General features: G+C 55.5%; 25 protein-coding genes. 5 read left to right on the forward strand and 20 right to left on the reverse strand.

Going from position 1 to position 26,689, the window contains the following annotated elements; translation table 11 throughout:
* Positions 1 to 40 precede the first annotated feature (40 nt).
* The 5 genes from rpoB to AC2D8P_RS11135 all read right to left on the reverse strand — a co-directional run bounded on the left by rpoB (position 41) and on the right by AC2D8P_RS11135 (position 8,267).
* Positions 41 to 4,180 (reverse strand): DNA-directed RNA polymerase subunit beta, encoded by a 4,140-nt coding sequence (rpoB, locus tag AC2D8P_RS11115; RefSeq protein ID WP_484702853.1) that lies wholly within the window; start codon positions 4,178 to 4,180, stop codon positions 41 to 43.
* A gap of 248 nt (positions 4,181 to 4,428) precedes the next feature.
* Positions 4,429 to 4,809: a 50S ribosomal protein L7/L12 gene (gene rplL / locus AC2D8P_RS11120; RefSeq protein ID WP_484702751.1), complete on the reverse strand. Its 381-nt coding sequence runs from the start codon at positions 4,807 to 4,809 to the stop codon at positions 4,429 to 4,431.
* Between the two features lie 69 nt (positions 4,810 to 4,878).
* On the reverse strand, positions 4,879 to 5,394 hold the full coding sequence (gene rplJ / locus AC2D8P_RS11125; RefSeq protein ID WP_484702752.1) for a 50S ribosomal protein L10: 516 nt from the start codon (positions 5,392 to 5,394) through the stop codon (positions 4,879 to 4,881).
* Between the two features lie 454 nt (positions 5,395 to 5,848).
* Positions 5,849 to 7,756: an ATP-binding protein gene (locus AC2D8P_RS11130; protein ID WP_484702754.1), complete on the reverse strand. Its 1,908-nt coding sequence runs from the start codon at positions 7,754 to 7,756 to the stop codon at positions 5,849 to 5,851.
* Positions 7,757 to 7,763: 7 nt separating this feature from the next.
* Positions 7,764 to 8,267 carry a putative pterin-binding protein gene (locus AC2D8P_RS11135; RefSeq protein WP_484702756.1) on the reverse strand — a complete coding sequence of 168 codons (504 nt, stop codon included), beginning with the start codon at positions 8,265 to 8,267 and terminating at the stop codon, positions 7,764 to 7,766.
* A 115-nt stretch (positions 8,268 to 8,382) separates the two neighbouring features.
* Between AC2D8P_RS11135 and AC2D8P_RS11140 the strand changes: the two genes are divergently transcribed.
* Entirely contained in the window at positions 8,383 to 9,276 is an 894-nt protein-coding gene (locus AC2D8P_RS11140; RefSeq protein WP_484702757.1) for a sulfotransferase domain-containing protein, read from the forward strand.
* A 48-nt stretch (positions 9,277 to 9,324) separates the two neighbouring features.
* On the opposite strand, the gene rplA is transcribed toward AC2D8P_RS11140, so the two are convergent.
* The 5 genes from rplA to irrA all read right to left on the reverse strand — a co-directional run bounded on the left by rplA (position 9,325) and on the right by irrA (position 11,987).
* Entirely contained in the window at positions 9,325 to 10,023 is a 699-nt protein-coding gene (gene rplA, locus AC2D8P_RS11145) for a 50S ribosomal protein L1 (RefSeq protein WP_484702759.1), read from the reverse strand.
* Between the two features lies 1 nt (position 10,024).
* Complete coding sequence (gene rplK, locus AC2D8P_RS11150) at positions 10,025 to 10,474, reverse strand: 50S ribosomal protein L11 (RefSeq protein WP_484702761.1); 450 nt, start codon at positions 10,472 to 10,474, stop codon at positions 10,025 to 10,027.
* Between the two features lie 104 nt (positions 10,475 to 10,578).
* Positions 10,579 to 11,112 (reverse strand): transcription termination/antitermination protein NusG, encoded by a 534-nt coding sequence (nusG, locus tag AC2D8P_RS11155; protein ID WP_484702762.1) that lies wholly within the window; start codon positions 11,110 to 11,112, stop codon positions 10,579 to 10,581.
* 192 nt (positions 11,113 to 11,304) lie between these two features.
* Positions 11,305 to 11,502 carry a preprotein translocase subunit SecE gene (gene secE, locus AC2D8P_RS11160; RefSeq protein WP_484702764.1) on the reverse strand — a complete coding sequence of 66 codons (198 nt, stop codon included), beginning with the start codon at positions 11,500 to 11,502 and terminating at the stop codon, positions 11,305 to 11,307.
* A 68-nt stretch (positions 11,503 to 11,570) separates the two neighbouring features.
* A complete protein-coding gene (gene irrA, locus AC2D8P_RS11165) occupies positions 11,571 to 11,987 on the reverse strand; it encodes an iron response transcriptional regulator IrrA (protein ID WP_484702765.1) in 417 nt (138 codons plus the stop codon).
* Between the two features lie 182 nt (positions 11,988 to 12,169).
* On the opposite strand from irrA, the gene fabA reads away from it, so the two are divergent.
* From fabA to AC2D8P_RS11180, 3 genes are read left to right on the forward strand one after another with little or no spacing between them, the layout of a single operon-like run.
* Positions 12,170 to 12,679 carry a bifunctional 3-hydroxydecanoyl-ACP dehydratase/trans-2-decenoyl-ACP isomerase gene (fabA, locus tag AC2D8P_RS11170; protein WP_484702767.1) on the forward strand — a complete coding sequence of 170 codons (510 nt, stop codon included), beginning with the start codon at positions 12,170 to 12,172 and terminating at the stop codon, positions 12,677 to 12,679.
* A 27-nt stretch (positions 12,680 to 12,706) separates the two neighbouring features.
* Positions 12,707 to 13,933, forward strand: a complete 1,227-nt coding sequence (gene fabB / locus AC2D8P_RS11175; RefSeq protein WP_484702768.1) for a beta-ketoacyl-ACP synthase I — start codon at positions 12,707 to 12,709, stop codon at positions 13,931 to 13,933.
* An 8-nt stretch (positions 13,934 to 13,941) separates the two neighbouring features.
* A complete protein-coding gene (locus tag AC2D8P_RS11180; RefSeq protein ID WP_484702770.1) occupies positions 13,942 to 14,730 on the forward strand; it encodes an enoyl-ACP reductase FabI in 789 nt (262 codons plus the stop codon).
* Positions 14,731 to 14,878: 148 nt separating this feature from the next.
* On the opposite strand, the gene AC2D8P_RS11185 is transcribed toward AC2D8P_RS11180, so the two are convergent.
* The 3 genes from AC2D8P_RS11185 to AC2D8P_RS11195 form a co-directional block, all read right to left on the reverse strand.
* Positions 14,879 to 16,387: an HlyD family type I secretion periplasmic adaptor subunit gene (locus tag AC2D8P_RS11185; protein WP_484702771.1), complete on the reverse strand. Its 1,509-nt coding sequence runs from the start codon at positions 16,385 to 16,387 to the stop codon at positions 14,879 to 14,881.
* A gap of 5 nt (positions 16,388 to 16,392) precedes the next feature.
* Positions 16,393 to 18,093, reverse strand: a complete 1,701-nt coding sequence (locus tag AC2D8P_RS11190) for a type I secretion system permease/ATPase (protein ID WP_484702773.1) — start codon at positions 18,091 to 18,093, stop codon at positions 16,393 to 16,395.
* Between the two features lie 96 nt (positions 18,094 to 18,189).
* On the reverse strand, positions 18,190 to 18,831 hold the full coding sequence (locus tag AC2D8P_RS11195; protein ID WP_484702774.1) for a SapC family protein: 642 nt from the start codon (positions 18,829 to 18,831) through the stop codon (positions 18,190 to 18,192).
* A 351-nt stretch (positions 18,832 to 19,182) separates the two neighbouring features.
* Here AC2D8P_RS11195 and AC2D8P_RS11200 point away from each other — a divergent pair, with 351 nt between their 5' ends.
* Positions 19,183 to 20,343, forward strand: coding sequence for an IS30 family transposase (locus tag AC2D8P_RS11200; RefSeq protein ID WP_484702776.1), 1,161 nt, complete (start codon positions 19,183 to 19,185; stop codon positions 20,341 to 20,343).
* Positions 20,344 to 20,843: 500 nt separating this feature from the next.
* Here the strand turns inward: AC2D8P_RS11200 and AC2D8P_RS11205 are convergent, their stop codons facing one another.
* The 7 genes from AC2D8P_RS11205 to ehuD form a co-directional block, all read right to left on the reverse strand.
* Positions 20,844 to 21,599, reverse strand: a complete 756-nt coding sequence (locus tag AC2D8P_RS11205; protein ID WP_484702777.1) for an NAD(P)-binding domain-containing protein — start codon at positions 21,597 to 21,599, stop codon at positions 20,844 to 20,846.
* 126 nt (positions 21,600 to 21,725) lie between these two features.
* On the reverse strand, positions 21,726 to 22,499 hold the full coding sequence (locus tag AC2D8P_RS11210) for a type 1 glutamine amidotransferase (RefSeq protein ID WP_484702779.1): 774 nt from the start codon (positions 22,497 to 22,499) through the stop codon (positions 21,726 to 21,728).
* A gap of 180 nt (positions 22,500 to 22,679) precedes the next feature.
* Positions 22,680 to 23,342 (reverse strand): GntR family transcriptional regulator, encoded by a 663-nt coding sequence (locus tag AC2D8P_RS11215; protein WP_484702780.1) that lies wholly within the window; start codon positions 23,340 to 23,342, stop codon positions 22,680 to 22,682.
* Positions 23,343 to 23,377: 35 nt separating this feature from the next.
* Positions 23,378 to 24,343, reverse strand: coding sequence for a threonine ammonia-lyase (locus tag AC2D8P_RS11220; protein WP_484702782.1), 966 nt, complete (start codon positions 24,341 to 24,343; stop codon positions 23,378 to 23,380).
* A gap of 4 nt (positions 24,344 to 24,347) precedes the next feature.
* On the reverse strand, positions 24,348 to 25,151 hold the full coding sequence (locus AC2D8P_RS11225) for an aspartate dehydrogenase (RefSeq protein WP_484702784.1): 804 nt from the start codon (positions 25,149 to 25,151) through the stop codon (positions 24,348 to 24,350).
* 52 nt (positions 25,152 to 25,203) lie between these two features.
* The gene (ehuA, locus tag AC2D8P_RS11230) at positions 25,204 to 26,019 is read right to left on the reverse strand and encodes an ectoine/hydroxyectoine ABC transporter ATP-binding protein EhuA (RefSeq protein ID WP_484702785.1); all 816 of its coding nucleotides are present in this window, start codon (positions 26,017 to 26,019) and stop codon (positions 25,204 to 25,206) included.
* Positions 26,019 to 26,687 carry an ectoine/hydroxyectoine ABC transporter permease subunit EhuD gene (gene ehuD / locus AC2D8P_RS11235; protein WP_484702787.1) on the reverse strand — a complete coding sequence of 223 codons (669 nt, stop codon included), beginning with the start codon at positions 26,685 to 26,687 and terminating at the stop codon, positions 26,019 to 26,021. The genes ehuA and ehuD overlap by 1 nt, the downstream gene beginning before the upstream one ends.
* Positions 26,688 to 26,689 lie beyond the last annotated feature (2 nt).

Genomic DNA, 26,689 nt, shown 5'->3' on the forward strand with positions numbered 1-26,689 from the left:
TGAATTCGGGCAAAGGGAAGGGTTAGGCGGGGGTCCCGCCTTATTCCTCTTCCTCTGCGTCCAGGAGTTCCATGTTGAGGCCGAGGCCCCGAACTTCTTTCACGAGCACGTTGAACGACTCTGGCACGCCAGCCTCGAAATTGTCCTCGCCCTTGACGATCGACTCGTAGACCTTTGTGCGGCCTGCCACGTCGTCCGACTTGACGGTGAGCATTTCCTGCAGCGTATAGGCCGCGCCATAAGCTTCCAGCGCCCAGACTTCCATCTCCCCGAAACGCTGGCCACCGAACTGGGCCTTACCACCCAACGGCTGCTGCGTAACAAGGCTGTAGGGCCCGGTGGAACGCGCGTGGATCTTGTCGTCAACCAGGTGGTGCAGTTTCAAGAGATACTTGATGCCTACAGTCACCGGACGGCTGAACTGTTCACCGGTCCGACCGTCAAACAGAACCGACTGACCCGAAGTGTCAAAGCCTGCACGTTCCAGCGCGTTGTTGACATCAGCCTCTTTCGCGCCGTCAAAGACCGGCGTTGCGATCGGCACACCACGGGTAACGTTGCCGGCGGCCTCGACCAGATCGGTTTCGTCCATGACAGAGATGCCTTCATCATAGACATCCTCGCCATAGGCGATTTTCATCGCGTCGCGAACCGGGGTCAGGTCGCCAGAGCGGCGGTATTCACCCAGCGCATCGTCGATTTGCAGACCCAGACCGCGTGCGGCCCAACCCATGTGGGTTTCAAGGATCTGACCAACGTTCATCCGGCTGGGCACGCCCAGTGGGTTCAGAACGATATCGACGGGGGTGCCATCGGCCAGGAACGGCATGTCTTCCATCGGGACAACCTTGGAAACCACACCTTTGTTGCCGTGACGACCAGCCATCTTATCACCCGGCTGAAGCTTGCGCTTCACGGCGATGAAGACTTTGACCATCTTCATCACACCCGGGGGCAGATCGTCGCCGCGGCGGACTTTTTCGACCTTGTCCTCGAAACGGGCGTCGAGAGCACGTTTCTGCGCCTCGTACTGTTCGTTCAGAGCCTCGGCGATTTGCGCGTCAGATTCATCTTTCAGCGCCAGCTGCCACCATTGGCCACGGCTCAGGCTATCCAGCAAATCCTCGGTAATCTCCGCGTTCGGCTTCACACCTTTCGGGCCTTTGACAGCAACCTTGCCAAGGATCAGATCTTTCAGACGGGCGTAGATGTTGCGATCCAGAATTGCGAGCTCGTCATCACGGTCACGCGACAGGCTTTCGACCTCTTCACGCTCGATCTGCAGGGCACGTTCGTCTTTTTCCACACCGTGGCGGTTAAAGACGCGGACCTCGACAACGGTTCCGAAATCACCCGGTTTCACACGCAGCGATGTATCGCGCACGTCAGAGGCTTTCTCACCAAAGATGGCACGCAGAAGTTTTTCTTCTGGTGTCATTGGGCTTTCGCCTTTGGGGGTGATCTTGCCAACAAGAATATCGCCCGGCTGAACGTCGGCGCCGATGTAAACGATGCCAGCCTCATCAAGGTTGCGCAGCGCTTCTTCGCCGACATTCGGGATATCGCGGGTGATCTCTTCTGGCCCCAGTTTCGTGTCACGAGCAGCGACTTCAAATTCCTCGATATGGACCGAGGTAAAGACGTCATCGCGCACGATCCGCTCTGAAATCAGGATCGAGTCTTCGTAGTTGTAGCCATTCCAGGGCATAAACGCGACGACCACGTTTTTGCCCAGCGCCAGTTCACCCATATCAGTGGATGGACCGTCGGCAATAACTTCGCCTTTTTGAACCGTTTGTCCAACCTTCACCAGCGGACGCTGGTTGATGCAGGAGTTCTGGTTCGAACGCTGGAATTTGCGCATCCGGTAGATGTCAACACCTGCGTCGCCCAGTTCCAGATCTTCGGTCGCACGGATAACGATCCGTGTGCCGTCGACCTGGTCAATGACGCCTGCGCGTTTTGCAAGGATCGCAGCACCTGAATCGCGGGCCACGACTTCCTCGATCCCGGTTCCGACCAGCGGTGCCTCTGCTTGCAGCAGCGGCACGGCCTGACGTTGCATGTTCGACCCCATCAGGGCGCGGTTGGCGTCGTCATTTTCCAAAAACGGGATCAACGAGGCAGCAACCGATACCAGCTGTTTCGGGCTGACGTCGATCAGATCAACATGTTCACGCGGGGCCAGCATGTATTCGCCGGACTGACGTGTAGAGACCAGATCGTTGATGAAGTTGCCATCCTCGTCCAGCGTCGCGTTGGCCTGGGCCACGGTGTGACGCATTTCCTCGGTCGCGGACATGTACTGCACTTCGTCGGTGACGTGACAGTCGACAACCTTGCGATACGGGGTTTCGATGAAGCCGTATTTGTTGACGCGGGCAAAAGTGGCCAGCGAGTTGATCAGACCGATGTTCGGCCCTTCCGGCGTTTCAATCGGGCACATCCGACCATAGTGGGTCGGGTGTACGTCGCGGACCTCAAAGCCAGCACGCTCGCGGGTCAGACCACCCGGCCCAAGCGCCGACAGGCGGCGTTTGTGAGTGACTTCCGACAGCGGGTTGGTTTGGTCCATGAACTGGCTGAGCTGCGAGGAGCCAAAGAATTCGCGCACCGCAGCCGCAGCTGGTTTGGCGTTGATCAGGTCCTGCGGCATGACAGTGTCGATCTCGACAGACGACATACGCTCTTTGATCGCGCGTTCCATACGCAACAGGCCAACGCGGTACTGATTTTCCATCAGTTCGCCAACGGAACGCACACGACGGTTGCCCAGGTGGTCAATATCGTCGATGTCGCCCTTGCCATCGCGCAGCTCGACCAGTGCCTTGATACAGGCAACGATGTCTTCGCGACGCAGGGTGCGAACCGTGTCTTCGGCATCCAGCGCCAGACGCATGTTCATTTTAACCCGGCCAACAGCGGACAGATCATAACGCTCACCGTCAAAGAAGAGCGTGTCGAAGAGGGCCGATGCGGCCTCCTCGGTGGGTGGCTCACCCGGGCGCATGACGCGGTAGATATCCATGAGCGCCCCGGTGCGGTTCATGTTCTTATCTGCGGCCATGGTGTTGCGGATGTAAGGGCCGACATTCACACCGTCGATATCCAGAACCGGAATATCGGTGAAGCCAGCATCCAGAAGATCCTGCAAAGACCCGCCGGTGACATTGCCCTCTTTGTCAAATTCCAGGGTCAGTTCATCGCCAGCTTCGACATAGATCGCGCCGGTTTCTTCGTTGATGATGTCCTTGGCGACAAAACGGCCAACAATCTGATCGAACGGCACCAGAAGTTCGGTAACCTTGCCCTCGTCGATCAGTTTCTTGACCGCGCGCGGGGTCACTTTCTTGCCAGCTTCGCCAATCACTTCGCCAGTTTTGGCATCAACCAGATCAAACGTCGGGCGTGTTCCCCGGACGCGCTCCGGGAAGAATTTGGTCGCCCAGCCGTTGGCCTTTTTCTTCAGCTTGAAGTTTACCGTGTCGTAATAGGCATCCATGATGCCTTCCTGATCCATGCCCAATGCATAAAGCAGGGTCGTCACCGGCAGTTTGCGGCGACGGTCGATACGGGCAAAGACGATGTCCTTGGCGTCAAATTCGAAATCCAGCCAGCTGCCGCGGTATGGGATGATGCGGCAGGCAAACAGCAGTTTGCCAGAGGCGTGGGTTTTACCCTTGTCGTGATCAAAGAACACACCAGGTGAACGGTGCATCTGGGAAACGATCACACGTTCGGTCCCGTTCACCACGAAGGTGCCGTTTGGCGTCATCAGGGGCATGTCGCCCATGAACACGTCTTGTTCCTTGATGTCTTTGACAGACCGAGCGCCGGTATCTTCGTCGATATCAAAAACGATCAGACGCAATGTGACCTTCAGCGGGGCTGCGTAGGTCATGTCGCGTTGCTGACACTCCTCAACATCGTATTTCGGGGCTTCGAGTTCGTAATCAACGAATTCCAGAACCGCAGTTTCATTGAAATCCTTGATCGGGAAAACCGATTGGAAAACGCCCTTAATGCCTTCGCCATCTGCAGGCTGGGCCAGATCGCCCGACCGCAGGAACAGGTCATAAGAGGATTTCTGAACCTCGATGAGGTTCGGCATCTCAAGAACTTCACGAATTTTGCCGTAATATTTCCGCAGCCGTTTCTGGCCAAGGTAGGTCTGTGCCATGCGCGTGGTCACCTTCTTATCTTCGCGGGCACGGGCAACTGTCGGGGCATCAGCGCCGCGCCGCTTGCGAAAGGGTGTGTTCGGATCAATTCCTGCAAACCGTCCCACCGGTCTGCGCCCGATCCTTTGAACCGCACCTTAGAAAAGCCCCAGCCGAGTAGGGCCTTTCTAAGACGGGTTCGGCTGGACCCGGAAAAATCCGAATCCAGCCAAATAGAAATCGCATCCGGGCCGAAGCCCGGTCTGGATTACTTCAGCTCGACTTCTGCGCCAGCTGCTTCCAGCTTCGACTTCAGCTCTTCAGCTTCAGCTTTGTCGACGCCTTCTTTGACAGCCTTGCCACCGGCTTCAACCAGATCTTTGGCTTCTTTCAGGCCCAGGCCAGTGATGGCGCGGACTTCTTTGATGACGTTGATTTTCTTGTCGCCAGCAGACTTCAGGATAACGTCAAATTCGGTTTGCTCTTCAGCAGCTGCACCGCCGGCATCGCCAGCAGGACCAGCAACCATTACAGCTCCACCTGCAGCAGGCTCGATGCCATACTCGTCTTTCAGGATGGTTTTCAGTTCTTGTGCTTCGAGAAGGGTCAGACCCACGATCTCTTCAGCCAGTTTTTTCAGATCAGCCATTTTACTGTTTCCGTTCTTTCAGATGTGTTCCAACGCGTTGTTTTTTCCAAACGTCGGTCTTCAGATTGCTTAGGCCGCGGCCTTGTCCTCGATGGTGGACAGGATGCCCGCGATGTTTGAAGCAGGTGCGCCAATGGCCCCCGCGATGTTCGAAGCAGGCGCGCCGATGCAGCCAACGATAGAAGCGATAAGCTCCTCGCGGGACGGCATTTTCGACACAGCTTCGACACCGGCACGGTCCAGTGCCGTATCGCCCATTGCACCGCCCAGGACTTGCAATTTCTTGTTGTCCTTGGCGAAGTCCTCGACCACTTTGGCAGCTGCCACCGGGTCTTCGGAATAGGCGAGTACAGTCATACCTGTCAGGAACTCAGCAATGCTTTCGCAAGGGCGTCCATCCAGGGCGATTTTGGCGAGCCTGTTCTTGGCAACACGAACGGCCCCGCCCGCATCACGCATGCGTGCGCGCAGGTCCTGCATCTCAGCAACTGTCAGACCTTCGTAGTGGGATACCACAACGACGCCAGAGCTTTCAAAGATCTGGCCGAGTTCCTCGACCACTTTCTCTTTTTGTGCTCTATCCACAGTTTCACTCCAAGTTTGGGGATCGCTCCCCGGCTCAATTTACCCCGCAATAAATTGCGGAGGATCACAGTCCTATTTTCAGGGATACAGCCAAAACGCCCTCTGTCTGAACAAACAGGGTTATTCTTGCATCTCCCATCTCAGAAAGGTTATTAAGGCCAAAGCCCCCCTTCGTCTCGGACAGAAGACTCACATCGGTGATACCGCGTGAATCAGGGGGCACAGATAATCTGCCTGATCGGATTTGCCAAGGGGTAATCCGCAGGTAATTTTTTGATCTTGGACACCCCTCACCCGATCATAGAGGGTTTTGCCGCCACAAGGCAGGCCAGATCAGTGCTAGAGATGTCTGTGGTTGGGGTATTTTCGTGCAATCAGCAGACGCCCGAATTCGCGGCATCCAATGCTCTCGTGGTCTGGATATGCGGGGTTGTGGTGTCTAACAACTGCCCCGTCACGCCGCCTGTTGTGACCTGAATTCGTCCAGCAGCCTTAGAATTTCTGCTTTCTTCACCGGTTTTGCAATCACCTTGTTCATTCCGTTATCATGGTATTCTTGAACCTGATGAACCATCACATTTGCCGTCACGGCGATGATCGGGGTCGCGGGCACATTCTGTTCACGTTCATAGGCGCGGATACGGCGCGTTGCCTCCACCCCGTCCATTCCGGGCATCTGAATATCCATCAAGATCAGATCAAACTTTTGTGACAACGCCGCCTCGACCGCTTCGCTGCCATTTTCAGCCTCGACAATCAGCCGCGCGCGATCTTTCAGAAACCGTTGGATGACCATCCGGTTTGTGCGGCTGTCATCGACCAGCAACAAGGTCGGAGAACCCGCCTCCGCCCCGGTTTGCGACGTCTGCGTCGTGGCCTCTGGTTGCTCTGGGTTTGACGGATGGGCACGCGGTGTGTCGGGCTGGTTTTGGCTACCCTGCCCTTTCGGCTGCACCGCTGACAATGCTGTTGACGCGCCTTCTTTTGATGCCGCAGCCTGTTGCAGCGCCACCGTTTCTTCCGCACTGAGAGTTTGGAGAAGGAGCGTGGCGACAAATGTACTGCCCTCGCCCACAACGCTTTCGACCGTCAAATCGCCCCCCATCTGGCGGCAAATTCTGCGGCAGATGGTCAGCCCCAAACCGGTGCCACCAGCCTGACGCGCTGTCCCGGCATCGGCCTGGGTGAAGGGATCAAAAATACGTTCAATCGCGCCCGGCTCTATGCCGATGCCCGTATCACGCACCGCGATGTGAATTGCGATGTAACCCGGCATTTCGCTGTCCGTCGACGTGATGGAAACCTCTACCGATCCTGATTGTGTAAATTTCAGCGCGTTGGACACAAGATTGTTCAAAACCTGCCCCAACCGCATCGGATCACCAGCGACAAAACGCGGAACATCTGGTCCCATGTCAAGCGACAGGGTCAATCCCTTCTCTTTCGCGCGCCGGGTGTGAAGGCCCAGATTATGACTCAGGCTTTGTTCAAGGTTCAGCGGCACATGCTCCATTTCCAGCCGGCCCGCCTCGATCTTTGAGATGTCCAACACATCGTCGATGGTCGATACCAACAGTTCACCCGCCCCGATAATCACCTGAACCAGTTCCTGTTGATCGTTTGATAGCGGGCTTTCCCGCAATTCCTGCGCCATGCCCAACACCCCGTTCAGAGGGGTACGGATTTCATGACTGACATTGGCCAGAAAGGCGCTTTTGGCCTCATTGGCCGCTGTTGCCGCCTTACGCAGACGGACCTCTCTTTGTTGCGCGCGTCCGGCCCAGAATAGTTCGGCAACCATGTACAGGATCAACCCCAGAACCAGGACATCCGCCAACCACTCATGGCTTTGATTGCCCCCGATCTGACCCGCCGCCAGCATCGCATCGCGATCCGACAGAAAACCGGATATCCAGAGGGAGCGAATTTGTGAGGCCCGAAGCGCCAATTCTTTCGCGTAATTGTTCGCCACCTGCAAGGACAGCTCTGGCGCGTCATAGACATCATGTTCCCAGCGTATCAACGTCTGGTTCAGGTTTTCCAGCGACGCGATGATATCCGGATGCAAGGGGAGGTCTTCGCCCCTTAACACGCCCAAGCGGCTCCACAGCAATTCGGTTTTTAAAACCACATCTTCGCGCGAACCCAGATCGCTGATGTAGTCATTTAATGTGACCTCCAGGCGCTTGGCCTCGAAAATCGTTTCGCTGATCTTCCACGATACGGCGGTCAGGTTGAACGCAAGTTCACGTTCGTTCTTATCTGCCTCTACCTTTAGCAGCAGCAGATTGTACATCAGCACGCCAGAAAGGATCAGAGCCAGAAATGTTCTTAGGAACCGTGCGGACAGGCGAAATCGCATGAATGGATTACTCCAGCACTTCGATACGGTTCAGCTGCCAGATCATTTCCGTATCAAACGGCTTTTGTTGTGCGGCCTCTTGCGACAGCGGATACACCACCCAGACGGGCCCCTTATCCCTGATCCGCATGGTTTGACCATTCATGTCGAGCGCCAATAGAACATCATGCGCCTCGGCATGATCCGTGGGGATTTCGACAAAATAGTCATTGATGGCCGTGGCGTTCATGGCCTCCCCCTCTGCCCCGACTGCGGTTAAAAGAGAGGCCAGCGTCGGGCCGGCGAAGTTTTGTGGACCCTGGGTAAAGGACGTGTGGGTTTCAATTTCCCGCCAATCGAGTGCTTGCAGCATATCGCGGTCAAATGCCGCCACCCCATCGCCGTTCATATTCTCAATTGCACCCGATACGGTCAGGACCACCTGCCCGTCCGGGGCAGGTAATTCCCCGGCCTGCACAGCCCCTGCACAGACAAATGCCACCGCTGCCAATTTTGAATGAAACCGTCGCATAACTTTTCCTCCGCTCTTGATTCCCCGAAAGCATCGCAGGCGAAGGTTAATCACCAATTTATCCCTATAGATGCGGTGAAGTTGTGCTAGCGTGATCCAAAATCAGGGATGTGAAATGACTGATTTACCTGTGTCTTGGGCCAAGACTTATCATGGTCCGCTTACCGACAGCCGGGCCTGGCCAGAATTCACCCTGCGCAATGGCGATATCATCGTCTCTACCCCACCCAAATGCGGGACCACGTGGATGCAGGCCATCTGTCTGATGATGATTTTTGGCAGGCCGGGGATGGATACGGAAGTGGATTCAATATCCCGCTGGCTGGATTGCGCGTTTCGCGAACGCCGCGATATCATTGCGGCGCTGGACAGCCAGATCCACCGCCGATGCATCAAATCCCATGTCGCGTTGGATGGCATCACCTATGACCCCAACTGCACCTATATCGCCGTCTACCGCCACCCGGTGGATGCGCATTTTTCGATGCGCCGCATGGCCCAGAAAATACGCATTGATCTGCTGCAGGATCGCTTTCCCGACGATGTTCGAGAGGCGTTCATGATGTTTTGCAACGATGCCGATCCCGCGCGCGGCGTTGATGATATGACGCTTTTCGGCTTGGTCGATCACTATCTGTCGTACAAGAAATGGGCACATCTGCCCAACGTGCACTTGTTTCACTACGCCGATATGACACGCGATCTGGAGGGGGAAATTGCCCGGGTGGCCAAGATTTTGGGCTACGCGCATCCTGACAGTTTGATGGCACAGATCATCAAGGGCGCCCGGTTTGACGCCATGCAGTCCAACGCAATATCCAAAACTCCTGACGATCCCAACATCACCGTCATCGCGCCAAAAGATTTCTTTCACAACGCGACCAGCAACAAATGGGACGGCAAACTAAGTGAGGCCGATATGGATCACTATGCACAGGCAATCAGCACGCTGTTATCGCCAGAAGACGTTGCCTGGATGGAATGGGGCAACGCTGGTCACCCGGCATGAAAAAGGGCGGGAAAAATCCCGCCCTTTCAAATTCATTGTCGTCGCTGATTACTCGGCGCTGGCGCTGGCCACGTCGATCGAAACGCCTGGGCCCATGGAGGAGCTCAGCGCGATCTTTTTCAGATAGGCGCCTTTGGCCCCCGACGGTTTCGCCTTGGCAACAGCAGAGATGAAGGCGCGAACGTTTTCGATCAGTTGCTCTTCGCCAAAAGAGGCTTTGCCAACACCGGCGTGAACCACACCGGCCTTTTCGGCCTTGAACTGAACTTCGCCGCCTTTTGCAGCCTCAATCGCGTCTTTGACATCCATGGTCACGGTGCCGATTTTCGGGTTCGGCATCAGGTTGCGCGGGCCCAGGATCTTACCCAGACGGCCAACGATTGGCATCATATCCGGAGTAGCAATGCAGCGATCAAATTCGATCTTGCCGCCCTGAATGGTTTCCATCAGGTCCTCTGCACCGACGATATCGGCGCCAGCGGCTGTTGCTTCTTCGGCTTTCGGGCCGCGGGCAAAAACAGCCACGCGAACAGTTTTACCGGTGCCGTTTGGCAGCGAAACCTTGCCACGAACCATCTGGTCAGCGTGACGCGGGTCAACACCCAGGTTCATTGCAATCTCGACGGTTTCGTCAAACTTGGCAGTTGCATTGCCTTTGACCAGTGCGACGGCCTCTTCGACGGTCACATCAGCTTTGCCAGCAAATGCTTCACGGGCGGCGCGGGTACGTTTTCCAACTTTAGCCATCTTACTTCACCTCGATGCCCATGGAACGCGCAGAGCCCATGACGATTTTCATCGCACCTTCGACACTGGTTGCGTTCAGATCTTTCATTTTCGCCTCGGCGATTTCGCGAACCTGCTTGACGCTTACGGTTGCGACAGTTTCACGGCCGGGGGTTGCCGAACCGCTGATGCGGTTTTTCGGGCCCTTGGGCTTAATGCCAGCGGCTTTCTTCAGGTAATAAGACGCAGGCGGCGTCTTGATATCCATGGTGAAAGATTTGTCGACGTAATAGGTGATCACGGTCGGGCACGGTGCGCCGGGCTCCATATCCTGTGTCTTGGCGTTGAACGCCTTGCAGAATTCCATGATGTTGATGCCGCGCTGGCCCAGGGCCGGACCGACGGGCGGGGATGGGTTGGCTTTGCCTGCAGGAACCTGCAGCTTCATCTTGCCAGCTACTTTTTTGGCCATCTGGCCTCTCCTTCTTACAACGGCTCAGGAACGCGTTCCCTGGCCTATGGTTGCCGTGGTCAGGGTCGGGGCCGCGGCCCGTTGCCTCCCACGTATGAACACGCTCAGCCTTGTTTGGTGACCTGCGTGTATTCCAGTTCGACCGGGGTGGCCCGGCCAAAGATCGACACCGTTACCTTTAGGCGCTGGTTGTCGTCATCCACGTCCTCGACCATGCCGTCGAACCCTTCGAACGGACCATCGCTGACCGAAACTTTTTCGCCCACTTCAAAGTGGATCAGGGTCCGCGGAGCATCCTGGCCTTCCTCAACCCGGTTGAGAATCTGATTCACCTCGGCATCGCGCATCGGCATCGGGCGGCCTTGCGGGCCCAAAAAGCCGGTAACGCGGTTGATCGAGTTGATCAGGTGATAGCCCTGATCTGACATTTCCATGCGCACCAGAACATAACCGGGCATGAAACGGCGCTCTGCGGTGACTTTCTTGCCGCGGCGCACTTCGATTACTTCTTCGGTCGGCACCAGAACCTCTTCGATCTGGTCTTCCAGACCAGCCTCGGCCACAGCATGTTTGATCTGTTCCGCGATCTTTTTCTCGAAATTCGAGAGGACGCTTACAGAATACCAGCGCTTCGCCATAGTTCGTGCCTTACCTTACATCCACGGGCATCGCCCGATATTTCAAAACTTTCAGATGGTTAACCCATCACTATCCGAACAAAAACAGCGTGCATCTCGAATCGATGCACGCTTGCCCTCAATCGTGCCGCCCGCTCTACTCCTGAACTCTCATGAATTCAAGGCCGTGCCCCAAATTCGACACAGGTATTCCTACCCAAAGAAGCTGAACAATCCCTGCAATCCGCTGCGGATAATCAGATCAACGATGGAAAAGAACGTCGCAACCACGATCGTCATGATGAACACCATGACGGTGGTCAGCAAAACCTCGCGACGGGTCGGCCAGACGACCTTGGACACTTCGGCCCGGACCTGTTGGATGAATTGCGCTGGGTTTGTGATTGCCATGATGCACCTATATTCGGATCAGGCAGCAGATACGCCGATTGCGCCGGGGTTTCAAGAGGCCGCAGCGCCTATGTGCGACGAAGTCGGATCACAACATCGACTTTGGCCACTTCGGCCCCTTCCGGTGCCTCCGGCAATTGCGAGATGACCATATCTTCGGCCGGGGCGTCGGTCAGTTCTGCGCTGTCTTCCCAAAAGAAGTGCGGGTGGTCCGAAATGTTGGTGTCAAAATAGCTGCGTGCGCCGTCCACGGTCACTTCGCGCATCAGACCGGCATCGCAAAATGCCCGCAGCGTATTGTAGACCGTCGCAAGCGAAACCTTCTCTCCGGTCACACTGGATGCGGCAAACAGGCTTTCTGCGGTTACATGGCGATCCTTGCCATCACCCACCAAAAGCGCGGCCAAAGACAAACGCTGCCGGGTCGGTCGCAAACCGGCGCCTGCCAGCCATTCTGTCCCTCTGCGAAGTGCGAGATTGTCCATCAATGTTACATCCATAGCCATCGAAACCAACGGTTCACTCAACTATATGCCGCGATGGCGGTATAAATTCAAACGAAAACGCCCTGACAAAGCATAGAAACACACTCTTGCCGCCCTTGCTTCCGCCGCCCGCGCGGTGCTAGATGGGAAACAAACAACAAACAAGACAAGGGGACGCCTATATGGCTGATTATCCATCCAGCTTCGACAAAGAAGGGCTTTTGAAATGCGCACGCGGAGAGCTGTTCGGCCCCGGAAATGCGCAACTCCCTGCCCCGCCGATGCTGATGATGGATCGGATCACCGATATTAGCGGAGATCGCGGCGAGCATGGCAAGGGCCATGTGGTGGCAGAGTTCGATATCACCCCTGATTTGTGGTTCTTTGATTGCCATTTCCCCGGCAACCCGATCATGCCCGGCTGTCTGGGTCTGGACGGGCTGTGGCAGCTGACCGGGTTTAACCTGGGCTGGCGCGGCTGGCAGGGGCGCGGCTATGCGCTGGGTGTCGGTGAGGTCAAGCTGACTGGCATGGTTCGCCCGGATCGCAAAATGCTGACCTATTACGTGGATTTCACAAAGGCCATTCAAACCCGCCGCCTGACCATGGGCGTGGCAGATGGCCGTGTCGAAGCGGATGGCGAAACCATCTATCTGGTCAAAGATATGAAAGTTGCCCTGTCTGAAAGCTGAGCAACCATTAGATAAAGGAGTGCGCCGATGCGCCGTGTAGTTATCACCGGAATGGGCATCGTTTCCTCTATCGGGAACAATGTCGACGAAGTCACCGAGGCGCTGAAAACCGGAAGATCCGGTATTGTTGCCGCCCCCGAATATGCGGAGAACGGATTTCGCAGCCAGATCCACGGGATGCCGCAAATCGACGTGACCGAACATATCGACAAACGTCAGATGCGGTTCATGGGACCAGGCGCGGCTTACAACTATATCGCCATGGAACAGGCGATTGCTGACAGTGGGCTGGAAGACAACGACGTTTCCAACGAACGCACCGGCCTGATCATGGGGTCTGGCGGACCGTCTACATCCAACTTCTTCATGGCACATAACATTGTGAAGGAAAAAGGCGCGCCCAAACGCATGGGCCCCTTCATGGTGACACGCTGCATGTCCTCGACCAACTCTGCCTGTCTGGCAACGCCGTTCAAGATCAAGGGCGTGAACTATTCGATCACCTCGGCCTGCACCACATCGTTGCATTGCATCGGCAATGGGGTTGAACAGATCCAAATGGGCAAGCAGGACATCATCTTTGCCGGCGGCGGCGAGGAGCTGGACTGGACCCTGTCCTGCCTCTTTGATGCGATGGGCGCGATGAGCTCTAAATACAACGACACCCCAACCAAAGCGTCGCGCGCCTTTGACGCCGATCGCGACGGTTTTGTCATCTCTGGTGGCGGCGGCGTCGTGGTTTTGGAAGAGCTGGATCATGCACTGGCCCGCGGTGCCAAGATTTATGCCGAAGTCACCGGATACGGTGCCACATCTGACGGGCATGACATGGTGGCGCCCTCTGGCGAAGGCGCGGAACGCTCTATGAAACTGGCCCTCTCTACTCTGGGCGACCGCAAGGTGAATTACATCAATGCCCATGGCACCTCGACACCTGCGGGCGATGTGACAGAGGTTCAGGCCGCCCGCCGTGTCTTTGGCGAAGGCAACGTACCGCCAATCACCTCGACCAAATCGGTCACCGGTCACTGCCTGGGCGGTGCGGGCGTGCACGAGGCGATCTACAGCTTGATCATGCTGCGGGATGATTTTATCGCGCCATCTGCCAATGTCGAAAATCTCGATCCCGGTATCAATCCGGAAGAGATCGCGACCGAATTCGTCGAAAATGCCGGTCTGGACACAGTGATGTCCAACAGTTTCGGTTTCGGCGGCACCAATGGCACCATCGCCATGAGCAAATATCACGGATGAGATTTTAAATGCCTGAGTTGATGAAGGGAAAGCGCGGCCTGATTATGGGCGTCGCCAATGAACGGTCTATTGCCTGGGGCATTGCCAAGGCACTGGCGGATGAGGGGGCCGAGCTTGCCTTCACCTATCAGGGGGAGGCGTTCGGCAAGCGCGTCGAACCACTGGCGGCAAGCGTCGGATCAGATCTGCTGATCGATGTCGATGTTACCAATGACGAACAGATGGATGCGGCCTTTGCCAAACTGGGCGATGCTTGGGGCAGTATTGATTTTGCCGTTCATGCCATTGCTTATTCCGACAAAAACGAACTGACCGGTCGGTTCATCAATACGACACGGGACAATTTCAAAAATTCGCTGTCGATTTCCTGCTTTTCGTTCATCGATGTGGCGCGCCGGGCTTCCGAGTTGATGCCCAATGGCGGTACGCTGTTGACGATGACTTATCAGGGCTCCAACCGCGTGACGCCGTTCTACAATGTGATGGGCGTGGCCAAGGCGGCGCTGGAAAGTTCTGTGCGCTATCTGGCCAACGATCTGGGCCCACAAGGCATCCGGGTGAACGCCATCTCCCCCGGTCCGATGAAAACATTGGCCGGCGCTGCCATTGGCGGGGCGCGCAAGACCTTCCGCCAGACAGAGGCCAATTCCCCCATGCGGGCTAACGCCACGCTAGAAGCCATCGGCGGTACCGCTGTTTATCTGGCCTCCGATTTCGGGGCCTGCACATCAGGAGAGATCATCGCCGTCGACGGCGGTTATCACGTGCTGGGCATGCCGCAGCCGGAAAACCTGTAAAAAAGCCATCTGCAAGAAAAAGCGGGCAGCCAGATCATGATCTGCGCTGCCCTTTGTTTTTCAGCGGCACCTTAATCCAACAATCATTTCATCACTTACGCAAAACAAAAAAGAGGGTGAGCTTTCACACTCAACTGAAACAATCAGATTACTCTTCCTTGAAGCTTCCCCGGATTGAATCGGCAAAGGGCTTCATCAGGAAATCAAAGAACGTCCTCTCGCCTGTCAAGATCATCACGTCTGCTGGCATACCGACAATCAGTTCAACGTCATCATCCAGGGTTTCGGCCTCACCTGCATCTACGAACACCTTGGCCAGGAAATAGGGTTCCCCTGTGCGTTCATCAACGAAACGGTCGGCGGATACGCTTTGCAGTGTTCCGTACATTCTGGGCAGGTTTCGCTGAGCATAAGCCGTCAAAATAATCTGGGCCGTCATTCCGGGGAAGACTGTATCGATGTCATTTGGCCGGACACGTGCGTCGATGATGAGTGCGGCTTCATCAGGGACGATGTCCAGAATTTCGCCACCCGGCCTTAGAATCCCACCTTCCTCAGTGGTGACCTGAATATTCAGGACCTGCCCGGTAATGGGAGCCTTCACGATTGTCCTCAGCAATGCATCCGCGCGCTCGGGCAATTGGGACCGAATGGTTGCAAGCTCGGTACGCACCTGGCTCAGCTCTTCGCTGACCTGTTCTTTGGTCTGCTGGCCGATCGCGGTGAGCTGAAGTTCTGTTTCTCCGATTTGCTGACCCAACCGGGCAATGGCGGCACGGTTGGTCGCGCGTTCGGCTTTCAGGTTAGCCTCTTGCCGTTGCAGGGCCAGGTAGGGTGACAGGCGTTGCAGGCCTTGGTCAAATAGTTCTTTGGAGGCCTCAAGCTCTTGACCAATCAACCCAAGTTGCTGATTTTGTGCGTCAATGACCTCGTACAGACCCGTGATTTCCTCATTCAACTGATCAATGCGTTTCGCCAAAATACGCTTGCGTGCCTCCTGCGTTTCTCTTCTGTTATCAAAGAGTTGTTGTTGACCCAATCGTGCAACTTCCACCCGCTCAGCGGCCTCTTCGCGCAAATCATCGGGGAAGTGAAAACTGATCTGATCAAGATCACCCATTTCCGCCGCAAGTCTGCTCTCCGTCGCCAGCAGGAATATCATCCGCTCGCGCAGCTCATCCAGCCGGGCCAGAGCACGCACGTTTTCCAAGGTGATCAGCGTGGTGCCGGCCTCAACATGCTGCCCCTCTCGAACATGGATGCCGTGGATAATTCCGCCCTCCAGATGCTGAACGGTTTTGCGCGACCCGTCCGGGCTGACCACACCCGGCGCGACGGCAGCACTGGCGAGCGGCGCGTACCAGGCCCAACCCCCAAGCACGCCAAAGAACAGGATGGCGACCCCAGCGCCCAGCCAACGGGCACTGCGGGTTTGGCTGGACAAGGCCGTACGCGGAGATTGTTTTGGCGACGGTCTGAACAGAACTTTCAGAATAAGAAGAAACACCAGAGCACCGATCAAGGCGACTGTCGCAAACGCGACATTCTGGGCAACGTCAGCATTCACCGACGTGTAGCTGACGATTTCATCCACGATCGAATTTCGCGATCCTTGGATCCAGTCAACGAAAGATGAAAATGTATCAGAAACGGACATATTGATCACTCCGCTGCTGACACTGTGCTGGAGACTTTGCGAGTCTTGGTCATCATTTCGCGCATGATCTCATCCCGGCTACCGAATTTTTTCATGGCCCCATCCTGAATGACCATCACCTTATCCACTTGTCGAAGCAGATGCGGCACATGGGTCACGATCAGCACGGTTTGCTTGGCCTCTTTCATCATTTTCAGGGCCTGTTGCAATGCGATCTCGCCGTTCCCATCAAGGTTGGAATTGGGTTCATCCAGAACCAGCAGGCTGGGATCTTTGTAAAGGGCACGTGCCAGGCCTATCCGCTGCTTCTGCCCACCGGACAGCTGATCACGATACTGACCAAGCTGGGTTTCGTACCCTTCGGCCAGCGACAGGATCATTTCGTGGGCGCCTGCCTTTTGCGCGGCCTTTAAGACCTCTGCGTCATCCACCTGCCCAAGCCGGGCGATGTTTTCGGCAACCGTGCCGGAGAAAAGTTCCGTATGCTGCGGAAGGTATCCTATATACTGGCCCCGCTCCTCTCCATCCCATTCTTTCAGCTCGGCACCGTCCAGACGGATCTCGCCAAAATTGGGCGTCCAGGCCCCAACCAACAGGCGACACAGGCTGGATTTCCCGCTCCCCGATGGGCCAAGAACACCGCAGATTTCACCGGGCTGAAGCTGGAAGGACACCGATTTGATCAACGGGGACCGGGTTTCAGGAGAGACATATTGAACATCTTTGACGGTCAGCTTGCCCTCTGGCTTGGGCAGGGAGACACGCTCCACCGGATCACTGGTGACCCTGAAGAGCTGTATCAGACGGCTTTTCGCCAGCCGGTAGGACCCGAACCCTTTCCAAGCTGAAATCGCGCGTTCCACCGGCGACAGGGCGCGGGCCAGGATAATTGACGCCGCAATCATGCCCCCCGCTGTTAGCTCTGCTTGCAAGACAAGTGCGGCACCCGTGCCCAGAATGCAGATCTGAAGCCCCAGTCGGATAGAGCGAGAGAGATTGAAGAGGATGGATGATATCTCTGCCGCGCCTGCACCGTCCTGCTCGGCCGTGTCATGTCTGTCGCTCCAGCGTTTGGTGGCAGCGCCGATCATGCCCATCCCCTCCAACACTTCGGCGCCGGCGACATAAGCTTCGGCATCGTTTTGAACCTGACGCATTTTCGATGCGGCCTCGGCCTGCGTCCGCCGTGTGACGGCATCGTTCAGAACCCCAATCGCAAAGAGCGTAATCGCGCCAAAAACAGCCACGACCCCCAAAATCGGGTGCATGAGCCAGATGATTGCGATGAAAACCGGTGACCAGGGCGCATCAAAGAACGCAATAATTGCATCGCCACCCACAAAGTTCCGAACATCCCGCACATCGCCCAATCCCGCCGGGCTACGCCCGCTGGTCAGGCGCGCCGCGATCGAGCGGCGGATCACCTCAGGCGAAAGCTCCGCCGCAATCCACGCCCCGGTGCGTGTTAAAATCTTTCGACGGGAAAACTCCAGAAACCCATATGCAACAATCGCCAACACGGCGATGACCGACAGCCAGATCAATGTGTCAAAAGATCCACTAGACAAAACCCGGTCAAACACCTGCAACATATAGACCGATGATGCCAGCAGCAGGATATTGGACAGAAAACTGAGTACAAATAGGCCCGCAAATTGCTTGCGCCCTGCCCGCATAATCTGTGCGAACAACGTGGGTTGCGCCATGCCAAATACCCCTCAAAACCTAATATTCCCCGAGTGTAACCAATTTCGGGGTCGATCAGGCAATTAATTTTTGCAAAATCTGTTTCTTACCTGGTTCTAATGAGTCTGCGTCTTCGATTGCCCGCTTATCCGTGCCGCCAATGAGCGCAAGTTTTTTAGGCTCAGCAGATGGAGATGGATTAACTCCAGCATCCCGGATTGCTGCATCTCTTTCAATGTTTCGGCGGGCAAATCATTCAGCGCTTTACGGTTCACCGCCTGAATTCCCGAAATGCGGCGCTCCTCCCCCGCCTCATTTTTCATTACGGCATGAATCGGAGATAATAAATCAAGCTCTTTCAATCTCTTGCACATTGCTTCGCTTTTCAGGCCGTCACTGGTGATCTTTATCACCAATCCTTGCACGCGGGATGCAAACTCACTCAACTCACCATCCACATTGAATAGTGCGACACCCTTATTCGATGTATTCACACCCGGATGATCCTCTGCAATGCACAGCAGACCCGGCTTCTTGTTGTCGGGATCGCCCATCATTGCGACGAAAGGATACTGCCTCAACATTGCGGGCGTATAACTCGCACCCCAACTGCCATCCGCAGATACAAACAGGTTTTCGTTTTCTTTCAGCCCCAATAGGGCAACGACGCAAACTTTTTCCCCGCGATCCAGGAAAGCGATAGGGTAGTCACTGATCAGCTCTGGAAATTCAGACACCAATGCCGGGACAAAGGACAAGTCTTTAGTGGTGCCCCCACACGGACTCGAACCGCGGACCTACTGATTACAAATTATAGGCGACTACCATTTGAAGGGCTTTGATCGCTTTGTACCAACTTAGATAGATCATTAATAATAAAACAAATATTTCAGTGTCGCTAATTATTGCTTCGGTCAGAGTACGAACTACTTTGACGAAACTCCCCTACTAATACCCTACTAATCTCATCCTCATTATTCGTGCCGGCGATTAACGCAAATTCCATAAAGCCGACTTTCGCCATCCAAACGCCTAACGTCCGTAACGCGGGGCGGTTTCAACGGGTCGCTGCAACACTTTAATCTTTTTGGAAAGATGGAGTGTGAGAGATGAAGTATCGTACGCGGACGTTTTACACGGACAAACAGAAATCGGAGATGTGGGATCGATGGCAGCGCGGAGAGTCGATGAGTTCGATTGGACGGCACTTCAATCGTGCATCGTCTTCGATCTTCCCGCATTTGGCACAGTTCGGCGGGATCCGCCCACCAATCCGAAAGAGATCCCGATTTGCTTTGAGCTTATTGGAACGAGAGGAGATATCCCGCGGCTTGGTCGCAAATCAGTCCCTGCGATTTATCGCTAAAAGCCTGAACCGGTCGCCTTCGACGATCAGCCGAGAGGTTCGCAGGAATGGTGGGCGTCAGGCCTATCGCGCGGCGCGCTCGGATCAGCGGGCCTGGGACTGCGCAACGCGGCCCAAATCATGTAAGCTCTCGTTCAACCACCCATTGTGCCAACTGATCGCACGCAAGTTGCGTCGGAAATGGTCACCGCAGCAGATCGCTGGTTGGCTCAAACGCAAGCACCCAAACGAGGAGCAGTACCGCGTGAGCCACGAAACGATCTACCGCAGCCTTTATGTACAGACCCGCGGGGTCTTGAAAAAGGAATTGCAGGAGTGTTTGCGCAGCCCACGTGCCATTCGACGATCCCGATACGCGACACAGAAAGGGTTGAAGCTGCGCAAGATCAAAGATGCGATCCCGATCAGTGAACGCCCTCCTGAGGTTGAAGATCGCGCCGTCCCAGGGCACTGGGAAGGTGATCTCATCGTTGGCTCGAACAACAGCTACATCGCCACACTGGTGGAGCGCCATTCCCGGTTTGTGATGCTGGCCAAAGTCGAGAACAAGGACACTCAAAGTGTTGTCACGGCCCTGATCAAGCAGGCCCGCAAGTTGCCCAAAGAATTATATCGGTCACTGACTTGGGACCGCGGATCTGAAATGGCAGGACACGCGAAGTTCACGATGGCCACAAAGATCGACGTCTTCTTTTGCGATCCGCAGTCACCTTGGCAACGCGGCAGCAATGAAAATACCAACCGGCTTCTCAGACAGTACTTCCCAAAAGGCACTGATATATCGGGCTTTAGTCAAGCCAAACTCAGCGCCATAGCGCGCCAGCTCAACGAGAGGCCGCGAAAAACCTTGCAATACCAAACGCCAGCAGAGAAATTTGATGCCTGTGTTGCGGCGATCAGTTGAAACCACAGGACAGACCGGCCGTTTGCTTTTGCGGCTATCGTTAACGCAGCATCTGTTCGCAAGTGCGGCGTACCTTTCGCTGCGTTGTATCCAAGTCGCCAGAGCGGTCGTTCGCTGGCTCAGATTTCACCCAGACGGAAACCGTACTTTCGCCGCAGCCGGGTCCGACAGTCCAGACGCGGGATAAGCCGGACTTGTGCAATCGAAGCCATTGCTGATGCAGCATTCGTTCACACAAAAAGCGGGGGTGTTGCGGCGGCGCAACCTAAATCACCGAAGCGGTCATCGCTCATAGGCTTTGGACCCATTCTGCAAACAGCAATAGACCACGCAGCATGCCCTAAAATTCCCTGTTCTCTGCCGCACATTGCTAGGCCAGCTGGCCGTATTCGTTGTTGAAGGTTGGCAGGTGCTACTTCTTTAGATGATGCTGTCACCGGGCTTGTGGTGCATTGGCTATGCCGCCGCTCTTGGCATCAGCGTCACTGTATCCACGAGAACTATAGTTTTAACCGGCGGCTTAGAGCATGAAGTCCTTCATCCAATGAGCGCTCTGCACCAGCGTCCTGCATATGCGTTCTAAGCTGCGCATTCAGTCCACCCTCTGTCGCGAGGGAGCCAAGCGCTTCGTCGATCCGGTCATTTCCGTCTTTTGGCAGGCTCGAAAAGGTGCCCGCCATCAGACTGAGCAAATAGGTTTCGGCACCATTGTTTGACCCAGTGTGCTCACCTAACCATTCGGCCGCCACAGCGAGCTGTGACAATATTGTTGAAAGCATAGCAGTTGCTCCGAAATGCGGAGTTAAAGCGGCTTCATTGGCCACCTCAATCAACAGGTTGCTGCGTCCAAACAAAGCGTCCAGCGCTGGACTGGCGGGATATACAGGAAGCGGACAACCTCCAGTCGCGATCATCGGTAAAGGAATAGTGATGCAGATGTCGGTTACGGGTGCGCAGAGAATGCGAAGTTGACCGAGATTCACCCCGAGCATGAATGAGATCACGCTTTGATTTTCGCGAAAAGTAATCTCTCTCAGAACTTCGCTGGCAACATCATCCATCAACGCCAGACAAACAGTATCTGAACCATCGACAACGCCTTGCACCGAGGAAATGCAGACATCGGTGTAGTTGCTGGCAAGCTTATTGGCAATTTGACGGTTACGCTCGGTAACCAGAATTTGATGACCTTGTCCAACGAGGCCCCTAACACAAGCCTCAGTAATGCGTCCGGTTCCGATGAAGCCAATGCGCATGCAAGTTCTCTCCCCAAGTTTTTTTGTTATATGAAACCAGCTTCTGGCAGGTAGCGATGCGGTTTCAAGCCGTTGGCACCCCAGGTGAAGCTTTGGTTGGTTTCGAGTTAAGATTCCGTTTTGGCCCTATTGGCTCAACGTGTCTGGACGCTGTTTTTTTAACTCTTTCGCGGCAATCTTCATGAAGTTTCGGATCAAACCGGCGCCATCCTGATTGTCCGAGTAGTTCCCGACATGCTCTGGCTCGGTTTGTTCATACATGCAGGACCAGACTGATCGGCGGGATTCCGGATGGAACTGTGTTGTATACCAGTGGCCGCCATGGTCGATGCAGATGGCGCTGCTTTCAGCGATGCTTGCCAGTACCTTTGACTTCTGCACCTCTGAGGGTACGACATGCAGGTAATTGGCAAAATTGAAGCGTGGATTTTTCGAAAGGCCATCGAACAGCGGGTGCCGACGCCCAAGCTCTGTCAGCTCAATCTCGTATGTCCCGGCAAGCGTCCCACCGGTGCGGCCATCGAGTTTACCGCTCTCGAACTGTGTCGACACCAGTTGATGCCCGCCACAAATGCCGAGCAACGGTTTCCCCGCATTGCGGTACTGGCGTAGCCAAACATACAGCGCGTGCAGCCAAGGACGGTCCTCGGTGACCACATGCATCGTTCCCCCCAAGATCACACAATCGACATCATCCACTGCAGGCAGTGCGTCACCGCGACAAATGTCGACGCCGGATAGTGAAAAACCCGTTTCCTGCGCCACTGGCCCAAACCAGTCCACGATCCAGTCTTTTTCCTGGCCGGATGAACATAAGCTTCCAAAATGATCCGGGTTGAAAAGCTCATTTTCGCCCAACATGGAAATGAACAGCAAAGAGTTTCCGGCTGTATCGGTCATGGCGTTTCTTTCGCTATCTTGGATGGGCAGACGCTGCGACCGACCCGATGTTTAATGATTGAATGAATCTAACTTAATTTGTATACCACTGCAACAAAAAAGGCCTAAATTCCCGCGATAATGTGCATTATTGGGGATGTAGGTATACCTATTTCCAATTTCGGCGAAACCTATGACCGATCACTCTGCCTCAAAAAGGACACCACCTTCCTCTTGGATGGCATCAAGACGCGACACGACAACCCCGAGATAGATTTTGTGAATCGAGGCCGTCAGCTTCACATCGCCTATCTCCAGACTGCGGTGCAACATTCGGAGCTCATCCTTCAAATCCTCGACATGGACACGCATTTCGATGCGATCAAGCAACAGGACCCAAAAGCGCGCGGACTGATAGAACAAAGTGTCATTGATGTCCTCCAGCACCGCGTTAGTGGTCAATCCATGCAGGATTTTATGCAGACGCAGAAGCACCCGAGCGAATTCGCGCTTGTCGTGTTTGTGCAGCATTGCATCGCAGCGCACTTCCAGGTCGCGCATTTCGTCCAGTATGGCCGGGCTCCAGGAGGCCGGAGTGGATTCGCCCATCGCATCCATGAGCCGCATGCGCACGATATAGATATCGCGCATGGATTTCAGATCGATCAAAGTAACGATGGTGCCATGCCCGTGCTGGCTGGAGATCAGGCCGTTATGTTCAAGCTTTTGCAGCACATCCCGCATCGGTGTGCGGCTGATGCCAAATTCCGTTGCCAACTCTCGTTCGTTCAGACGCGTTCCAGGTTGATAATCAAGAAGGCAGATACGCTTGCGCATTTCGAGATAAATATCGTTTTTGGTCATGTGTTGCTCACTATCGATGGCGGGTATTCTCCAACTTATGCCATCCACCCAAGAAAACTGTCCATATCGACGTTGCCGCCCGATACCAGAGCAACGACCGTCTGCCCTTGCAAGGCTTCCTTGTTCGACAACGCGGCAGCCACCGAAACTGCGCCGCCGGGTTCGGCAACGACCTTGAGCTCGGTGAATAAAATCCGCATTGCGGAGACAACGTCCGGCTCGTCGACGGAGTAGCCACCTGACAGGGTTTTCAGGTTGATTGGAAAGGTCAGCTTTCCGGGTCGCGCTGTCACGATCGAGTCGCAAATCGAGCTTTGACCAGGATCAATCGACAGGGCATTTCCCGCTACTAGAGAGCGCTTGGTATCATCAAAATTCCGGGGTTCAGCCGCCCAGATTTCAGTGTCCGCATGGCGCGCGAGCATGGCAGTAGACAGCCCGGCGATTAGCCCGCCACCTCCGGCAGGGCAAATGACTCTATCCGCCCTTTGGTCAAGCGCGTCCAATTGCGCAGCTATTTCCAGTCCAGTTGTACCTTGCCCGGCCATCAGGTCGTAATCGTCATAGGGCGGCACCAGCGTTGCACCGGTTTTTTCGGCGATGTCCTGGGCAATTTTGGCCCGGTCACCCGTCTGTCGGTCATAGGTGATAACCTCGCCCCCCCACTGGGCGGTGTTGTCCAGCTTTATGCGGGGCGCATCTGCTGGCATCACAATCTTAGCCGAAACCCCCATCGCGTTTGCGGCAGCCGCAACGCCTTGCGCGTGGTTGCCGGAGGAATATGCCACGACCCCTGCCTTGCGCTGGCCTTCGCCAAGCGACGCAATCTTGTTGTAAGCACCACGTATTTTGAACGAGCCGGTCTTTTGCAGGCATTCCGATTTGATCAGCAACCGGAACCCAAGCGCGTTGTTCAGCAGTGGAGATTCCAACAACGGGGTTCGGATCACGGCATCCTGTAGCCGCTCGGCAGCCTGAGTGATCATTTCAATGGTCAACACTGCGTCACGTCCCCACCTGCAAAGTTGAATGAAAGCGGCGTAGAAGGGCGATCACGCTTCGGGCGGTGATGATGCCGGTGGCCGGGTTTTCAGCGCTCGGCCGGTTCTGAATAGACATTGTGAAATCCGAGCTGTCGGAAGTTACTTCTACCGAATGTGTGTTTCTTGTCAGGGATGGATCAGCCCAGACTTCCATGCGGGTCTTGTCGGGGCCAAGCCCGGCCAGGCTGATCGCTGCCGCGACATTCACGTTGGCGGGAAACTCGCGTGCGACTTCGGTGACGCTGCCTGCAATGACCAGCATCGGTTCATGTATTGCGGTCAAGTTAATGCCCGATCGCGCAACAAACGGAGCCTTTATCAGGCCATCGACGGGTTTTCGGGTGATAATCTTGACTGTATGGATTTTCCCGACGTTCGCCGCATTCAACGCGTCCAGCCCCAGCATCGCCCCTGATGCGACAAGGATGCGGCCTCCGCTCTTGTCCGCAAGCGAGATCAGGTCATCCCGGCCAAGCAACTGGCTGGCCGAAAGCACAATCAGCTTCTTACCCGCCCGCAACACGGGTTCAGCCAAATCACCGAACAACGCAGGAGGCAACGCCTCGACAACGCAATCGCTTGCCTCCGCCAAATCTGCGAAGTCGAGCACTGGCACCGGCCGTCTCAGACTTTCATTCAACGCGGCTGCTTTTTCGACCGTGCGCGCCGCTATGCCGCTCAGTCCGCACCCGGGAACGTCGCCACGATCCAATGACCGCGCAACCGCATCGCCAACAACACCGATACCGGCAACTCCAATCCTCATGGCGCGCCTTTCCTGAGCAGCGGATCTTCTGGAGACAGGTGTAATCTCATGCTCAATCCGCCGCCTTCACGGCGGACAGGAATTGCTGTGTGCGCTCACGCTGGGGATTGCCGAACAGGCTCTCAGGGGCGCCTTGTTCTTCGATCTTCCCCTGGTAGAAGAAACAGACGCGGTCCGAGATATCTCGTGCAAATCCCATCTGGTGTGTCACCATCAACATGGTGAGGTTGTGCTCGGCCACCAGCTTGCGAATGACACCGGTCACTTCACCGATCACCTCGGGATCAAGCGCCGAGGTGACTTCATCAAACAGCATCACCTTTGGGCGCATAGCCAACGCCCGGGCGATAGCAACACGTTGCTGCTGACCGCCCGACAGGCGCGAGGGGTGCTGGTCCTTCTTGTCGATCATGCCGACCATCGACAACAACTCTTCGGACCGTTCTCGGGCCTCAGCCTTTGGCAAACCCAGCACCTGCACAGGCCCTTCCATGCAGTTCTGCAGGGCGGTCATATGTGGAAACAGGTTGAAATGCTGGAAACACATGCCGATTGAGGACCGGGCCCGGCGCAGATATTTTGCGTCGGCTCGCACCAGAACCCCGTTCTTTTCCATATGCGTAAGCGGTTTGCCATCAACATAGATGACGCCGCCATTGATGGTTTCCAAAGTCATCAGCATGCGCAGAACGGTTGTTTTGCCCGATCCGGACGGGCCGATCACGGTGACCATCTCACCCTCTGACACATCCAGGTCCAAACTGTCCAGAACGGTCAGGGCACCATAGCTTTTGGTCACGTTCATGAACCGTACCATCGGCACGTCGGGCCCGGTCAGTTCCAGTGGGTATTGCGACATATCTTCCATCAGTTCATTCCCAGTTTCTTACGCACCCAGGCTTCAAAGACCCGGATCAACCCGGCTGCGGGCAGTGAGATCGCCAGGAAAATGATCCCGACCATGGTATAAGGTTCCAGATACCGGTAGTGTGACCCACCAATGGCATTCGCCGCCTGCATCAGCTCGGCCACACCGATCACCGACAGCATCGGCGTGTCCTTGAATATCCCGACCAGATAATTGCCCATCCCAGCCAATGAGGGCGGTAAAGCCTGCGGGATGATGACGCGGAAATAGGTCTTGCTTGTACTCAGATTCAGCGCAGTACAGGCTTCCCACTGCCCCTTGGACACAGACTCGAGGCCGCCGCGATAAACTTCGGACAGATAAGCCGAATAATGCAACCCGATCGCGATCATCCCCGCCACCCAGGGACTGAGGCGTATCCCAAATTGCGGTCCGACGAAGAACACAAAGAAAATCTGCAGCACCAAAGGGGTAGAGCGGATGAACTCGACACATTCCCGCACGACCAGTGTGACGATGCGCGACGGTGTGCGTTGCGCCAGCGCAAAAACCAATCCCAGTACCACTGCGATCCCATAGCCGATTCCTGCAGCGGCCAGCGTGTTCAGCGTCGCCTGCAAAAGCCGGGGAAGAATTTCAAAGGTAAAATCCCAACGCCAGTCAAACATAG

This window comes from Roseovarius sp. YIN77, assembly GCF_057219155.1.

What these genes read in the sequence shown, in the direction of transcription:
- rpoB (WP_484702853.1), bottom strand. Translation starts at nt 4,180, where the DNA reads ATGGCACAGACCTACCTTGGCCAGAAACGGCTGCGGAAATATTACGGC.
- rplL (WP_484702751.1), bottom strand. Translation starts at nt 4,809, where the DNA reads ATGGCTGATCTGAAAAAACTGGCTGAAGAGATCGTGGGTCTGACCCTT.
- AC2D8P_RS11130 (WP_484702754.1), bottom strand. Translation starts at nt 7,756, where the DNA reads ATGCGATTTCGCCTGTCCGCACGGTTCCTAAGAACATTTCTGGCTCTG.
- AC2D8P_RS11135 (WP_484702756.1), bottom strand. Translation starts at nt 8,267, where the DNA reads ATGCGACGGTTTCATTCAAAATTGGCAGCGGTGGCATTTGTCTGTGCA.
- AC2D8P_RS11140 (WP_484702757.1), top strand. Translation starts at nt 8,383, where the DNA reads ATGACTGATTTACCTGTGTCTTGGGCCAAGACTTATCATGGTCCGCTT.
- rplA (WP_484702759.1), bottom strand. Translation starts at nt 10,023, where the DNA reads ATGGCTAAAGTTGGAAAACGTACCCGCGCCGCCCGTGAAGCATTTGCT.
- rplK (WP_484702761.1), bottom strand. Translation starts at nt 10,474, where the DNA reads ATGGCCAAAAAAGTAGCTGGCAAGATGAAGCTGCAGGTTCCTGCAGGC.
- nusG (WP_484702762.1), bottom strand. Translation starts at nt 11,112, where the DNA reads ATGGCGAAGCGCTGGTATTCTGTAAGCGTCCTCTCGAATTTCGAGAAA.
- secE (WP_484702764.1), bottom strand. Translation starts at nt 11,502, where the DNA reads ATGGCAATCACAAACCCAGCGCAATTCATCCAACAGGTCCGGGCCGAA.
- irrA (WP_484702765.1), bottom strand. Translation starts at nt 11,987, where the DNA reads ATGGACAATCTCGCACTTCGCAGAGGGACAGAATGGCTGGCAGGCGCC.
- fabA (WP_484702767.1), top strand. Translation starts at nt 12,170, where the DNA reads ATGGCTGATTATCCATCCAGCTTCGACAAAGAAGGGCTTTTGAAATGC.
- fabB (WP_484702768.1), top strand. Translation starts at nt 12,707, where the DNA reads ATGCGCCGTGTAGTTATCACCGGAATGGGCATCGTTTCCTCTATCGGG.
- AC2D8P_RS11180 (WP_484702770.1), top strand. Translation starts at nt 13,942, where the DNA reads ATGCCTGAGTTGATGAAGGGAAAGCGCGGCCTGATTATGGGCGTCGCC.
- AC2D8P_RS11185 (WP_484702771.1), bottom strand. Translation starts at nt 16,387, where the DNA reads ATGTCCGTTTCTGATACATTTTCATCTTTCGTTGACTGGATCCAAGGA.
- AC2D8P_RS11190 (WP_484702773.1), bottom strand. Translation starts at nt 18,093, where the DNA reads ATGGCGCAACCCACGTTGTTCGCACAGATTATGCGGGCAGGGCGCAAG.
- AC2D8P_RS11200 (WP_484702776.1), top strand. Translation starts at nt 19,183, where the DNA reads ATGAAGTATCGTACGCGGACGTTTTACACGGACAAACAGAAATCGGAG.
- AC2D8P_RS11205 (WP_484702777.1), bottom strand. Translation starts at nt 21,599, where the DNA reads ATGCGCATTGGCTTCATCGGAACCGGACGCATTACTGAGGCTTGTGTT.
- AC2D8P_RS11210 (WP_484702779.1), bottom strand. Translation starts at nt 22,499, where the DNA reads ATGACCGATACAGCCGGAAACTCTTTGCTGTTCATTTCCATGTTGGGC.
- AC2D8P_RS11215 (WP_484702780.1), bottom strand. Translation starts at nt 23,342, where the DNA reads ATGACCAAAAACGATATTTATCTCGAAATGCGCAAGCGTATCTGCCTT.
- AC2D8P_RS11225 (WP_484702784.1), bottom strand. Translation starts at nt 25,151, where the DNA reads ATGAGGATTGGAGTTGCCGGTATCGGTGTTGTTGGCGATGCGGTTGCG.
- ehuA (WP_484702785.1), bottom strand. Translation starts at nt 26,019, where the DNA reads ATGGAAGATATGTCGCAATACCCACTGGAACTGACCGGGCCCGACGTG.
- ehuD (WP_484702787.1), bottom strand. Translation starts at nt 26,687, where the DNA reads ATGTTTGACTGGCGTTGGGATTTTACCTTTGAAATTCTTCCCCGGCTT.